The sequence below is a fragment of the Denitrovibrio acetiphilus DSM 12809 genome (assembly GCF_000025725.1).
GTDB classification, from domain to species: domain Bacteria; phylum Chrysiogenota; class Deferribacteres; order Deferribacterales; family Geovibrionaceae; genus Denitrovibrio; species Denitrovibrio acetiphilus.
The window spans coordinates 2,646,919-2,659,944 of record NC_013943.1; the positions used below are offsets into that span (position 1 = coordinate 2,646,919).

At 44.5% G+C, this 13,026-nt stretch carries 14 protein-coding genes; 5 read left to right on the forward strand and 9 right to left on the reverse strand.

Features of this window, described 5'->3' with window-relative positions; genetic code table 11:
• Positions 1-38: 38 nt before the first annotated feature.
• The 5 genes from DACET_RS12625 to DACET_RS12645 form a co-directional block, all read right to left on the reverse strand.
• Positions 39-1,064, reverse strand: coding sequence for an ABC transporter ATP-binding protein (locus DACET_RS12625; protein ID WP_013011765.1), 1,026 nt, complete (start codon positions 1,062-1,064; stop codon positions 39-41).
• Positions 1,057-2,052 (reverse strand): ABC transporter ATP-binding protein, encoded by a 996-nt coding sequence (locus DACET_RS12630; protein ID WP_013011766.1) that lies wholly within the window; start codon positions 2,050-2,052, stop codon positions 1,057-1,059. Before DACET_RS12630 ends, DACET_RS12625 begins: the two co-directional genes overlap by 8 nt.
• Before the next feature lie 5 nt (positions 2,053-2,057).
• Positions 2,058-2,978: an ABC transporter permease gene (locus tag DACET_RS12635; protein WP_013011767.1), complete on the reverse strand. Its 921-nt coding sequence runs from the start codon at positions 2,976-2,978 to the stop codon at positions 2,058-2,060.
• A complete protein-coding gene (locus DACET_RS12640) occupies positions 2,975-3,949 on the reverse strand; it encodes an ABC transporter permease (protein WP_013011768.1) in 975 nt (324 codons plus the stop codon). Before DACET_RS12640 ends, DACET_RS12635 begins: the two co-directional genes overlap by 4 nt.
• Positions 3,950-4,062: 113 nt before the next feature.
• On the reverse strand, positions 4,063-5,607 hold the full coding sequence (locus tag DACET_RS12645; protein ID WP_013011769.1) for an ABC transporter substrate-binding protein: 1,545 nt from the start codon (positions 5,605-5,607) through the stop codon (positions 4,063-4,065).
• A gap of 305 nt (positions 5,608-5,912) precedes the next feature.
• On the opposite strand from DACET_RS12645, the gene DACET_RS12650 reads away from it, so the two are divergent.
• Genes DACET_RS12650 through DACET_RS12665 form a run of 4 tightly spaced genes read left to right on the forward strand, consistent with a single transcriptional unit; the run spans position 5,913 to position 8,154 of the window.
• Entirely contained in the window at positions 5,913-6,509 is a 597-nt protein-coding gene (locus tag DACET_RS12650) for an isochorismatase family protein (RefSeq protein ID WP_013011770.1), read from the forward strand.
• Positions 6,510-6,518: 9 nt separating this feature from the next.
• On the forward strand, positions 6,519-6,962 hold the full coding sequence (locus DACET_RS12655) for a GNAT family N-acetyltransferase (protein ID WP_013011771.1): 444 nt from the start codon (positions 6,519-6,521) through the stop codon (positions 6,960-6,962).
• 21 nt (positions 6,963-6,983) lie between these two features.
• Positions 6,984-7,610, forward strand: coding sequence for an acetyltransferase (locus DACET_RS12660; protein WP_013011772.1), 627 nt, complete (start codon positions 6,984-6,986; stop codon positions 7,608-7,610).
• A gap of 55 nt (positions 7,611-7,665) precedes the next feature.
• On the forward strand, positions 7,666-8,154 hold the full coding sequence (locus tag DACET_RS12665; protein ID WP_013011773.1) for a glutathione peroxidase: 489 nt from the start codon (positions 7,666-7,668) through the stop codon (positions 8,152-8,154).
• On the opposite strand, the gene DACET_RS12670 is transcribed toward DACET_RS12665, so the two are convergent.
• The 4 genes from DACET_RS12670 to DACET_RS12685 all read right to left on the reverse strand — a co-directional run bounded on the left by DACET_RS12670 (position 8,151) and on the right by DACET_RS12685 (position 11,468).
• Entirely contained in the window at positions 8,151-9,572 is a 1,422-nt protein-coding gene (locus DACET_RS12670; RefSeq protein WP_013011774.1) for a thiolase C-terminal domain-containing protein, read from the reverse strand. The genes DACET_RS12665 and DACET_RS12670 overlap by 4 nt on opposite strands.
• A 139-nt stretch (positions 9,573-9,711) precedes the next feature.
• Positions 9,712-9,996 (reverse strand): RNA-binding regulator, encoded by a 285-nt coding sequence (gene rbp, locus DACET_RS12675; RefSeq protein WP_013011775.1) that lies wholly within the window; start codon positions 9,994-9,996, stop codon positions 9,712-9,714.
• Positions 9,997-10,239: 243 nt separating this feature from the next.
• Positions 10,240-11,064 carry a nitroreductase family protein gene (locus DACET_RS12680; RefSeq protein WP_013011776.1) on the reverse strand — a complete coding sequence of 275 codons (825 nt, stop codon included), beginning with the start codon at positions 11,062-11,064 and terminating at the stop codon, positions 10,240-10,242.
• Positions 11,064-11,468 (reverse strand): acyl-CoA thioesterase, encoded by a 405-nt coding sequence (locus DACET_RS12685; protein WP_013011777.1) that lies wholly within the window; start codon positions 11,466-11,468, stop codon positions 11,064-11,066. The genes DACET_RS12680 and DACET_RS12685 overlap by 1 nt, the downstream gene beginning before the upstream one ends.
• 120 nt (positions 11,469-11,588) lie before the next feature.
• Here DACET_RS12685 and msrA point away from each other — a divergent pair, with 120 nt between their 5' ends.
• Positions 11,589-12,671, forward strand: a complete 1,083-nt coding sequence (gene msrA, locus DACET_RS12690; protein ID WP_013011778.1) for a peptide-methionine (S)-S-oxide reductase MsrA — start codon at positions 11,589-11,591, stop codon at positions 12,669-12,671.
• Positions 12,672-13,026 lie beyond the last annotated feature (355 nt).

Sequence of the window (13,026 nt, forward strand, 5' to 3'; positions counted from 1 at the left end):
CAAAAAAGCGGAGGTTTTATGCTCCGCTTTAAATATTTTTATATTCTGCCTTCTTCAACAGCATGACAGGCAATCTTCCTTCCGTCTTTGTGCTGTATAAGAGCAGGGATCTCCTCACGGCATCTGCCGTCTGCATAGGGGCACCTTCCGTGAAAGACGCATCCACTTGGCAGATTTATAGGAGTGGGCACTTCCCCTGTCAGTTTCAGCCGTTCAGACTTTCTTCCGTCCAGAGTAGGTATCGCACTAAGCAAAGCTTTTGTGTACGGGTGTTTCGGCTCACCAAACAAAAGTGATGTCTCCGCAAGCTCGCAGACAGTCCCCAGATACATAACAACAACATTAGTGCTGATATGCTCCACCACAGAAAGATCGTGAGCCACGAAAAGATATGTAAGATTCCTCTGCTCCTGAGCATCCATAAGCAAATTGAGTATCTGAGCCTGAATGGAAACATCCAGTGCAGATATAGGCTCATCCGCAACGATAAACTCAGGGTCAACGACAAGTGCTCTTGCAATACTTATCCTCTGGCGCTGACCGCCGGAGAACTCATGCGGCATACGGCTTATCCACTTAGGGTCACTTCCGACCTGAAGCATAACTTCTTCAATCCTGTCTTTCACCTCTGATGGTGACAAATGAGGGTTATGATATTTCAAAGGACCTTCAAGGGTCTGTTTTATAGTCTTTCTGGGATTAAGCGATGCATACGGGTCCTGAAAAACCATCTGCATCTTGCTTCGGTAAGGCAGCATTTTCTTTGGGCTAAGGTTGTCGATACGTTCGCCTTTATAGTATATCTCGCCGCCATTAGGAGGGTAAAGCCCCATAATGGTACGTCCGAGAGTGGATTTCCCACAGCCGCTTTCTCCGACAACACTGAATGTTTCGCCTTTTTTGATATCTATACTGACGTTATTCAGAGCCTTTACGAGCGTTTGCTCCAGCTTAAACTTTCCATTTTTAAATTTTATCTGATCAAGCAGTCCGCCGGATATATCAAACCGCTTATAGAGGTTTCTGACACTGAGAAGCGGAGTCTCACTAGTCTTATCACTCACCTGACACCCCCTCTTTTTCAAAGCTGCACAAAACGCAGGCAGCCTCTGTGTCCATCCCTTTAACTTTAATCAATGCAGGAACATACTTTTTGCAGACATCCATCACATGGGGACATCTGGGGTGGAAGGCACAGCCCGGCGGGATATTGGTCAGGGTGGGCATCATGCCAGGTATCTGGTTCAGCCTTTTGCTCCCTTTTGCACCCTCCGGCAGCGCCGCAATCAGCCCCTGAGTATAAGGGTGCTGAGGGTTGTTTATGACATCTTTTGTCCGCCCTTTCTCGACTACCCGCCCGGCATACATAACAGCGATATGCTCTGTAACCTGTGCCACAACAGCGAGGTCATGCGTTATGAGTATAAGCCCCATATCGTCTGTCTCGCACAGCTCGATAATAAGATCCATTATCTCTGCCTGAATAGTAACATCAAGGGCTGTAGTAGGCTCGTCTGCTATTATTATCTCAGGGTCGGTAAGCAGTGCAATCGCTATGATAATCCTCTGACGCATACCTCCGGAGAACTCGTGCGGATATTGGCTGAGACGTTTTTCAGGTGAGGGTATATGAACTTTCTTAAGCTTATCAAGGGCGATAGCTTTCGCCTCTTTTTTTGTCATTTCAGGATTATGTGCGAGCAGTGTTTCTATCATCTGCGTCCCGATAGAAAGAACCGGATTGAGAGTCATCATAGGATCCTGAAAGATCATACTGATGCGGTTCCCCCTGATGTGGCGCAGCTCTTCACGCTCCATCTTTGTAAGATCGTCGCCGTTGAAGAGAATTTTGCCGTCTGCCACATAGCCCGGCTTACTAATGAGACCTATTATTGAAAATCCTGTCACAGACTTGCCTGCACCGCTCTCTCCCACAAGACCGAGCCTTTCGCCTTTTTCAAGGGTAAAGCTGACGCCTGTGGTGGCGGTAACATCGCCTGTACGCAGACCAAATTTGATCACGAGGTCTTTAACCTCAAGTAAACTACTCATAAGACCTAACCTTTATACAATTTCGGGTTAAGAACATCCCGCAGGAAGTCACCCAAAAGATTTATCGCAAGTATTAAAATAACCAGCAGTATCCCGGGGAAAGCTGTTATCCACCATGAACCGCTGAAGATATATTCGAAACCTGAATTTATAAGAGAACCGAGCGATGGGCGCGAAATAGGCATACCTAGCCCCAGAAAGGAGAGAGCAGCCTCACTCATCACAGCATTTGCGACCTGTATTGTGGAAAGAACAAGAATAGGCGAAAGAGTATTTGGGAAAATATGCCCCCACATAATACGCCCTGCACCAAAACCCGCCACACGAGCGGCTTCAACATATTCTTTCTTCTTCTCCGCAAGTACCGACGCCCGGACAGTTCTGGCATACTGAGGCCACTGGGCAAACCCTATCACCAGTATCAGAAAAGGAACAGCGATCTCTCCGAAGCGACCGACACCAACAGCAGCCTGAAGTATCGCCGTGAAAAATATTGCGACCATCAGGTAGGAAAACGAAAGCTGTACATCAGCCATACGCATGAAAAAGCTATCGAGTTTACCGCCGAAATATCCGGAGATAAGCCCTATAGCAATCCCCACTATAGACTGAAGCACAACAGCACCCACACCGATGAGCAGAGATATGCGCATCCCGTATATCATCGTGGAGAGCAGATCACGCCCCTGATCGTCTGTTCCGAGGATGAATGACGGATCACTGCCGCTCATCCAGAACGGGGGAAGCTCAGAGTTCATGATGTCAATATTAAGAGGATCATAAGGGTTAAAAGGAGCAATCAGAGGGGCAAACACTGCGGATAAAACAAGAAAAAGGACAATCACCATGCTGAAAATTGCCACCTTGTCACGCTTAAAGCTGTACCACAGGTATGACTGTTTAAAAGTATTAAACTTATTTTTCATTTCGCACCTGTTATTCTTATAGTCGGATTCACAACTCCATAAATGATGTCAACGATTGTATTAACAACAACCATCACTATCCCGACAAACATTAAATATGCCACCAGCAGTGACGCATCAGCACGCTCCACAGCCTCCATAAAAAGGAAACCAAGCCCCTGCCACTGAAAGACAGTCTCCGTCAGAATGGTGAAGGCTATAGTGATACCAAGCTGCACACCACCCACAGTGATAACAGGCAGAAGTGTATTTTTAAAAGCATGAACAAACCATATACGTCTTCTCGTAAGACCTTTTGCCCATGCGTATTTTACGTATTCAGATTCCAGAACTTCCATCATCTCAGAACGTATAAGCCTTATGAAAAGAGGAAGCATTATTGAAGAGAGCGCAACGCTGGGCATAATAAGGTGCATCCAGCCGTCAACAGTAAGCATCCCTGTGTCCCACCCTCCGAGACTGACAAGCTCACCACGCCCATAGGAAGGAAACCAGCCGAGCTTGATTGAAAATAAATATATCATCATAATAGCAGTGAGGAAAACAGGGATTGAAACACCAACAATACTGCTCCCCATGAGAAACCTTGAAAAAAACCTTTTGGGATATATCGCAGAATAAACACCTAAAGGTATAGAAAGCCCTACGATTATAAGAGCGGAAACAAAAACAAGCTCTATGGTTGCCGGAGCTTTGGAAAGAATCACGTCAACAGCCGGTCTTTTGTAAAAGAATGAGTTTCCCAGATCACCGTGAAGAGCATCCTTGGCAAAGCGGATATATTGTGTCAGCAGAGGATCGTTCAGTCCGAGCTTATCACGCATCGCCTCCCTCTCCGCAGCGGACACTGAAATGCCGGTGATGTCGCGTATAGGGTCCCCCACATTCTGCTTGATGGCAAAGGCTATAACGCTTATCACTGCGATGACAAACACAGCCTGAATAAACCTTCTTATGATAAAAGCTATCATATTATTTTTACCTACCTGAATAATTTGAACTAAAAAGTCCTTTATAGAGACAATAAAGCGGGAACCAACCCAAAAGCTGACTCCCGCCGATAATTACAGTTTACTATGTTCCGTTACTTCATTATAAGGTCACCGAAGTAAGGGAAATTCATTACGTTCACAATATCAAGGATATTCATCCCTTCAAGTCCTGCCCAGCTAAGGTGCTGCCAGTGAAGAGGGATAAAAGCGGCATCCTCATAAAGCATTTTTTCAACCTGCTGAAGTATGGCAGCACGTTTTTTAACGTCTGTTTCAGACTGAGCAGCGATGACCAGCTTGTCGACTTCAGGGTTACAGTAGTTACCGCTGTTGTACTGTCCGTAGCCTGTTTCTTTGTTCGGACACATCAGAAGAATCTCAGTATAGTTAGCAGAATCTTCTGTATCCGGGTGCCATCCGATCATCTGAATGTCAGCAACCTGTGCGTCGAACTGATCCCAGAACTGAGCTTTCGGCATAGTTTTCAGGTTGACTTTGATTCCTATTTTACCAAGCATAGAAGCGACAGCCTCTGCAACTTTCTCATCATTAACATATCTGTTGTTCGGAGCTATCATAGAAACTTCAAAGCCTTTTTCATAGCCTGCTTCTTTCATAAGCTGCTGGGCTTTTTTGAGGTCATACCTTGGCTCCAGACTCTCAACATAGCCGAGATAGCCTTCAGGCGCCTGCTGCCCTGCTGCTGTTGCCTTCCCTTTCATGATCTTCTGAGCGATGCCTTCATTATTAACAGCGTATACCATTGCCTGGCGAACTTTTTTGTTTCTGAAAGCTTCAACACGCTTCTGGTTAATCTGAAATGTAATAACACGGCTTCCGCTCATTGTTGCCAGCTGAAGCCCCTTTGTGCTTTCAATGCGAGGGTAATCCTGTGGAGGAACCGGCATTATGAAATCCACGTCACCGGAGAGCATCGCTGCAACTCTTGTTGCATCATTTTTAATAGGTGTAAGCACTATAGTGTCAACATTTCCTTTGTTTTCCCAATATTGGTCAAACTTCTGAAACACAACCTTAACACCTTGCTCACGCTCTTTTACATAATATTTACCTGTTCCTGATTCGTTCAGGTTTGCAAATGAATGGTCAGTTTTAACGATAGCGCCTTTGTCCATACCTTTTTCATCTGTTCCTGTATAGAACTCACTGTCCATAGGGAAAACATATGTTGCCATATTCAGAAGCAGCGGATACGGCTCTTTTGTTATGATATCTACGGTATAGTCGTCAATTACTTTTCCACCTACAAATGGCTCGAAAAGACCTTTAAAGTCAGAGCTTTTCTTAAGCCTTGCAATTGTCCAGACTACATCCTTAGCTGTAAAATCGTTTCCGCTGTGGAACTTGACTCCTTTGCGCAGATGAAACCTGATAACAGTGGGGCTGATCCGCTCCCATTTGGTAGCGAGTCTCGGCTCAAATGTCATATCTTTTGTCCATCTAACAAGGGGGTCAAACACAAGGTGGGAATACTGAAGCATACCGCCGGAAAGCTGCACATGCGGGTCAAGGGAAACTGGATCTGCGTCCATTGCAAGACGAAGCGTCTTCGCCTGAACCTGTGCCGTCAACGCCATCGTAAGCGCAAGCACAAACAGCATAATAAGTTTTCTCATTAACTCCTCCTAATAACTTCGGGGGGGGTATTCATCCATCAATAAAATGTATAAAAACAGCCCCATGTCTTAAGCTTATCTTAACAATCAGTATTAACACAAATATCTGACAGAATCAATCCCGCTATTCACAGCTCACTCATACACAAAACCTCTCCAGTAAAGCATTGCTGAACAATTTTCACTCAAACTTTCCAAATGTTAAGAATTGTGGCTCAACTCCTGTCACCTGAACTTTATAAATGCATCTTTTTCAATATAGTAGTATCCTTAGAGAAATACTTCCTTTTTTTCCGGAGGTCTGAATGAAAAAAACGATTCTGTCATTCCTGCTTGCAGCCGCCACTTCCTTTACATCCTACGCAGGAAACATTATTGAAGAGTGGAGCAGTTCCATATCCCCATCGGCACCAAAGCTTTTCGAAGTAAATATTTCTGCATCTGAAACAGCTATGCTCATAATTGATATAGAAGAGCAAAGACCTGAAAGAAACCGCAGGTCTAAAAACAACGGGAAAACAGCATCTATCAACCATCTGAAAAACAAAGCAGAAGAAGCGGGCATGACTGTAATTTATACAGTTATACCTTCGTACTCAGAACAAAAAGCTCTCACGTCTGCCAAAAACAGCAGTGATAATATTTTTAACGAGCTTCAGGATATACTCAGTAAAAATAATATCAAAAATATAATTATCGCAGGAGCATCAGACAACGCAACAGTCCTGCATACTGCAACAGCAGCCGCATATACAGGGTACAGCGTTATTGCCCCTATCGACTGCCTGACAGGTGCAGAAGAATATACAGAACAGGCGACGATATGGAACCTGGACTCCGGCAACAGAAAAAACGAAACAGTAACACTTACAAAATCAAATATGATAACTATAACAGCATAGGAAAGACTATTGAAAATATCCAAAGCAACCACAAATGATATTCCTGAGCTTTGCGGTCTGCTAACAATACTCTTCACACAGGAAGAAGAGTTTAAACCTGACTTTAAAAAGCAGGCTGAAGGGCTGAGGAATATAATCGAAAACCCCTCGGCGGGGTGCATACTTAAAGCAGAGGCGGACGGACGCATAATAGGAATGGTAAATCTGCTGTTCACTATCAGTACATTCACCGGAGGCAAAGTAGCTGTGCTCGAAGACATGGTCGTGCTGCCCGAACAGAGAGGAACAGGGACAGGGGCTAAGATTCTGGAGGCTGCAAAAAACACCGCAAAGGAAGAAGGGTGCAGACGTATCACACTGCTAACCGACGGGAACAATCTGCTTGCACAGAAGTTTTATAAAAAGCACGGTTTTGAAAGATCCGACATGGTGGCAATGCGGTATTTCTATTAAATTTCATATCAGGTAACTATTATGGCAGATAAAATTATCATACTGGGAACAGGCGGTCATGCAAAAGTTGTCAAAGAACTGGCTGAAGCGTGTGGATACGAGGTGATAGGCTTCACAGGTTCCGGCAAACCGGCAGGCACAATAATACTGAACAAAGAAGTGCTCTGCACTACAGAAGAGATCGAATCATTAAAAAAACAGACAAACAATGTGATAGTCGCAGTGAGCGCAAACAGCGTCCGTCAGAAACGGGCTGAATATGTCTTAGAGCGGGGATTCAACGTAGTTTCACTGATACACCCTTCATGTGTTTTCAGCCCGAGTGCAGAGGTGGGCACCGGTACAGTCATAATGGGGGGAACAGTTGTAAATGCAGACTCTTATATCGGCGATTTCTCAATCATCAACACTGGCGCCACCGTTGATCACGACTGCCGCATAGGGGACTTCTGCCACATCGCACCAGGGGCAAACCTCGGCGGTGAAGTAACTATCCGGGATCATACATGGATAGGGGTAGGTGCAGCAGTTCGCGACAACATCACCATAGGACAGAATGTCATGGTGGGCGGAAGCGCCTTTGTGGCGTACGACATAGATGACAACGTCACCGCTGTCGGTGTACCTGCAAAAGCAATGCTGAAATAATTCCGGTTGATTTAGCAGCATTTAAAAGCAATTATAACAGTAGAAGGAGCCTGCTATGTCACTACTGAATTTTGAAATACCACTTGTTACAGGCGAGATGAAAAATCTGGATGAATACAGCGGGAAAGTTGTTCTGGCTGTTAATACCGCAAGCAAATGCGGATTCACCCCGCAATATGAAGGGCTGGAAGAAATCTACCGGATGTATAAAGATCAGGGGTTTGTTGTGCTAGCATTTCCATGTAACCAGTTCGGCGCACAGGAACCGGGTACAGAAGAGGAGATTCACGAATTTCTTAGCTGTAACTACACTATAACATTCCCTGTTTTCCAGAAAATTGATGTTAACGGAGCAAATCAGCACCCGTTTTTCCGTGCGCTTAAAACTATGGCGCCGGGTACTATGGGCACGAAACCTATAAAATGGAATTTTACAAAGTTTCTGATCAGCAGAGACGGCACAAGGGTGGAGCGGTTTGCATCTTCCAAAGACCCTGAAAAACTTAGAACAGCCATAGAAAGAGAGCTTGCGAAAGAAGCCTAGAATCCAAGAAAACGTAAAAAACCGTCCTCTTTCACCAGAAGATTCCCTTCAACCTTTTCGTCTATCTGCATGAGCGAACCTATCTTAGGCAGTTCTTCCGCTGTGGAGCGTGCCAGTATCAGACGCCCCTTCCTCTGGAGCACAACAAGATCCAGCGGTGCATCAAACCCCTCCGGAGGCGTGTGGAGCCTTGTAGCTGAATATATCCTGTATCTTTTATCCGTATCGCTTTTAACGTCGGGCGCAGCATAGACCATTGGTCTTGCGAGGGGGGTTACCTTAGCCCCTGTTTTCTTCAGGATCGTTACGAAGTTATTAGTGGCAAGTCCGCCTATGCTCTGGGTCAGTGCGACATCAGTTTTTTCAGGAGTTATCTCCTTCGGGTATCGTCCGGTCATTACCTTATAACATTCAACAATCTGTGCCAACCCAGAAGCACCCACAGGATGCCCTCTCGATTTAAGTCCTCCGGATATATTAACCGGAAGTCTGCCGTCATGATATCCCTCTTTACCCTGATAGAATTTTATTACATCTTCCGGTCTGAGCAGAAACGTATCAATAAGCCCCACCACCTCAAATGGGGTAAAAGCGTCATGTATCTCTGCAAAATCTACATTTTCCGGACCGAATCCAGCCATATTATAGGCAGATATCGCCGCCTTTCTGGTTGAGAGAAAGCTTGTGATTGAAGTTCGCTTGGTGAGTGCCTGCTTGTCTGTCCCCTGCCCGACTCCGGCGATCACGACATCGCTTTTGTCGCTAGAAACAATAAGGGCTGCCGCTCCGTCACTTATAGGCGAACAGTCATACAGCCTCAGCGGTTCTGCTATAAATCTGCTGGCAAGGTAATCATCTCTGGTTATCTCATTACGGAACTGTGCTTTGTCGTTCAACACTCCGTAATGATGGGCTTTTACAGCAACAGCACCGAGTATGTCTGAAAACTTTTTATCGCTCAGCCCCTGCTCATAGGCAAACCTTCTTGCACACATAGCAGCAAGTGACGGCATACTGGCTCCTGTCCGCCTTTCGGAAGGCTCTATCACTTCGGAAATTATCTTTGTCACTTTAGGGGTTGAAAGATGAGTCATCTTTTCGGCAGCGATAACGAGAACATTCTTATAAAGACCAGCCTTAACGGCGGCATAAGCAAGATTCAAAACTGCCGCACCAGTGCTGGATGCAGTTTCAATACGCACAGATGGAACACCCGAAAGCCCGACCTTGTCTGTAACATAGGATGCAATGTTGCCGACACCGGTGAATGCTTCCGGATTCATAAGTCCGAGATAAACCGCATCCACGCAGGACAGGTCAGCATCCATAGCCTTGATAGCTTCTCTGATCTTGTTAATAAGATTATCCGGACACCTGCAAAAAGTGGAGAGTCCCCCCGCTTTTATGTATACGCTCATGATTCCTCCAGAGTGATAATACAATAATGATGCACCTGCTGTGGCATATCAAGTTTATTTTGTTTTTACATGTGGAGGTTATAGAAAAAAGCCGGAGATATAAACCTCCGGCCGTTTGTTCAGAAAATGGTTGAGCTTCTTAGTAACGGTCGTTACCGAAGTTACCTCTCGGAGCTCTGGGAGCTCTCGGTCTTGCTTCGTTGACAGTGAGCGGTCTGCCCAGCATCTCTACACCGTTAAGTTCTTCGATTGCGGCTTTAGCCTGCTCATCGTCTTCCATTTCAACAAAGCCGAATCCTTTGGAGCGGCCTGTTTCGTGATCTGTGATGATTCTCACAGAGGCTACATCGCCGAAAGACTGAAACATATCACGGATTTCATCTTCCATAGCTTTGTAAGAGAGATTTCCAACATAGATGTTCATAATAACTGATACTATCCTCAAATTTTCGCCATAAAACACTCCTATCGACTGTTTATCCTGGCGAAAACAAATTGGGACGAACATCGATATCCTGTCCAATGGACCTTGCCAAAACTTGTAATAAAACCTTAAACCCGCTCCTGTAGCAGATCATAGGAAATTACTACCTTCAACGCAAAAATATCATTGTTTTTTCGCATTCGCAATAAAATTTTAACAACTCACAAAAAAATTATATTATTTCTAGTGCCTAAAACTTACTCTGTTAACAGAGATTTCGTCTCTCATAACTCCTCTGCTGTATTTAACTGACGGCTCACCAAGCAACAGTACATATGATACGTCGTGGTCAGCAGGAATACTCAGAAGCCCTTTAAGCTCCGGTGCCAGTGCAAATATATGCATTAAGAACCCCAGCCATACTGCTCCGAGACCAAGAGTAGCAGCCATAAGCTCCATATAGCTGAGAGCGATTATTCCATCAGCACTCGGTGTGGGGCTCTCCTTAGGCACAGATGCAACCACAAGATTCGGACCGCCTCTGAATATTATGTCGTTCCCCTTTCTGAACGCTTTCGCAAAAGTGCTGAAAACCTGATATTGCCCTGTCAGCCTGCCTTCTTTATCGAGCTTTTCCAGATGCGAGATCACTTCCTCTCTGAATATATCCATATCTTCAATATTATCTATTATGTGCAGAGCAACACCTCTGTTGTTTTTACCTGTGGGTGCATTTGCTGCGGCTTTGATAAGCTGTTCCATCTTTTCAGCTGAAATATTAACTTTTTTAAACTGACGCACAGAGCGCCTGCTGCGTATCAGGGCATCCATAGCATCCGGAGCTGCTGCAAATCTGACATCAACGCAGGCATCAGGGTCTACGCCCAAGATAGACAATGCCGCAACGGGGCAGACAGCCAGACAGTGCTGGCACCCCATACATTTGCCTTCATTCTTCTGCTGTATGAAGGGTATGCCGTTTGTTATGTCTATAATCTTAGTCGGGCAGTCAACGGCGCATAGCCCGCATTTTGTACATTTCGATTCATCAATAATAAAATTCAACATTAAAGTGCTCCCAGTTTTTCTAATATTTCATCCGGCAGCTTTGGTCTTCCTGATTCCGAAATCCCTGTACCTGTGATTTCCCCTTTAAGCACAAGCTTGTTGTCAGGATAACGATAGATATCCTGTTGGAATATCATACGGACTTTTGAATGAGGGATAAGATTTATCCCTATCCAGAAGTCATCACCGCTGCGGAGAGAGGTTTTATACTCCAGCACAGCCTTTGCTACAATAAGAAAGATGCCCTTTTCGGCGTAACCGGCAAAATCTATTCCCATAGAGAGAAGAAATCTGTGGCGGGCGTGTTCCAGGTAATTCATATATACTGAGTTATTTACAACCCCTTCCATATCCAGCTCATAGTCACGTACGCTGAAGTCCATCCGGAATGCATAATCTTTCATCTTACACCTCAGAGACTATTATAAGTAACCGACAAAAACAGTCAACTTTTCAAATGTAATAGTTATTACTACTTTAATTTATGTGAGAAAGGTATATTTTCTATGAAACAGGAGAAAACTATGAAAAGCATAAAGCTTATTTTGATATTTGCTCTATTTTTGATAACAATGGGGGCAGCGATGGCAGAAACTAAAATGAAAGAAGCAATCTTCGCCGGAGGTTGTTTTTGGTGTATGGAACCTCCATATTCACTTATTAACGGTGTATCAGATGTTTCAGCCGGATATACCGGCGGTGATGTCCCGAACCCGACATATGAAATGGTGTCCACAGGTAAAACAGGACACTATGAAGCGATAAGGATAATTTATAACCCTGAAAAGGTCAGCTATGAAAGACTGCTTGATATCTTCTGGGTAAACATCGACCCCACAGACAAGGGCGGTCAGTTCGCAGACAGAGGCACACAGTATAAGACAGCAATCTTTTATGCCGATGACAAGCAGAAGGCCGCCGCTGAACAATCCAGAAAAAACCTTGATGAATCAGGTAAATTTAACGTTCCGGTTGCAACAGCGATACTGAAAGCAGCGACATTTTATGAAGCGGAAGACTATCATCAGGACTTTTATAAGAAGAACCCTGAAAGATATGACAGCTATAAAAAAGGTTCCGGCAGAGCCGACTTTATCAGCAAAACATGGAAAGATAAGATAAAAGCTGCTGGAAACGTCCCGCAAGCCGACCTTTCGAGATGGGAAGATTATGTAAAACCAGATAAGGAGAAGCTTAAAAGCCAGCTCACAAAACTTCAGTATGAAGTTACGCAGAAAGACGGAACAGAAAGAGCATTTAATAACGAATACTGGGACGAAAAACGAGCAGGAATATATGTTGATATAGTTTCAGGCGAACCGCTCTTCTCATCCACCGACAAATATAAATCCGGAACCGGATGGCCGAGCTTTGTTAAGCCGATAGTGCCACAGTTTATCAGCGAACATACTGACAAAAGCTGGTTTTCTGTCCGGACAGAAGTCCGAAGTGCCTACGGGGACTCTCACCTTGGTCACGTGTTTGAAGACGGTCCAAAAGACAGGGGCGGGTTGCGGTATTGCATAAATTCTGCTGCACTAAGATTTATCCCTGCAGAAGACCTTGAGAAAGAGGGCTATGGCGAATTCAGGTACCTTTTCGAATAATATTAAATATTAGACTGTCACCTGTCTCTGCCCCTTAGCAGGCTAATTGAGAGTTTAAAGAAAAATAAGAAAAACCTCAATTTTGATAACAAGATTGGGGTTTTTTATTCCAAGATGACATTTTCATGGACAAGTTTATCTAAGCCTTACCGAACTTTTCGCATCACTGCAAGGATTAATTTCGAAGCTGTTATTCAAAAAATGCTGATTCTCTTTTTTTAAAAAAATAAGAAAAAAAAGCTTGCTATAATTTTGAAGACTGCTATCTTCTCTCACAAGGCACACAAAAAATGAAAAATATTACTGACATCATTTCAACCAACAGCCTGAACTCAATGTCTCTCATGTCTCACAA

Coding starts and splice junctions, on each gene's coding strand:
- DACET_RS12660 (WP_013011772.1), top strand. CDS start 6,984: ATGGCAGATAAAATTATCATACTGGGAACAGGCGGTCATGCAAAAGTT.
- rbp (WP_013011775.1), bottom strand. CDS start 9,996: ATGAACATCTATGTTGGAAATCTCTCTTACAAAGCTATGGAAGATGAA.
- DACET_RS12630 (WP_013011766.1), bottom strand. CDS start 2,052: ATGAGTAGTTTACTTGAGGTTAAAGACCTCGTGATCAAATTTGGTCTG.
- DACET_RS12640 (WP_013011768.1), bottom strand. CDS start 3,949: ATGATAGCTTTTATCATAAGAAGGTTTATTCAGGCTGTGTTTGTCATC.
- DACET_RS12670 (WP_013011774.1), bottom strand. CDS start 9,572: ATGAGCGTATACATAAAAGCGGGGGGACTCTCCACTTTTTGCAGGTGT.
- msrA (WP_013011778.1), top strand. CDS start 11,589: ATGAAAAGCATAAAGCTTATTTTGATATTTGCTCTATTTTTGATAACA.
- DACET_RS12635 (WP_013011767.1), bottom strand. CDS start 2,978: ATGAAAAATAAGTTTAATACTTTTAAACAGTCATACCTGTGGTACAGC.
- DACET_RS12685 (WP_013011777.1), bottom strand. CDS start 11,468: ATGAAAGATTATGCATTCCGGATGGACTTCAGCGTACGTGACTATGAG.
- DACET_RS12680 (WP_013011776.1), bottom strand. CDS start 11,064: ATGTTGAATTTTATTATTGATGAATCGAAATGTACAAAATGCGGGCTA.
- DACET_RS12665 (WP_013011773.1), top strand. CDS start 7,666: ATGTCACTACTGAATTTTGAAATACCACTTGTTACAGGCGAGATGAAA.
- DACET_RS12645 (WP_013011769.1), bottom strand. CDS start 5,607: ATGAGAAAACTTATTATGCTGTTTGTGCTTGCGCTTACGATGGCGTTG.
- DACET_RS12650 (WP_013011770.1), top strand. CDS start 5,913: ATGAAAAAAACGATTCTGTCATTCCTGCTTGCAGCCGCCACTTCCTTT.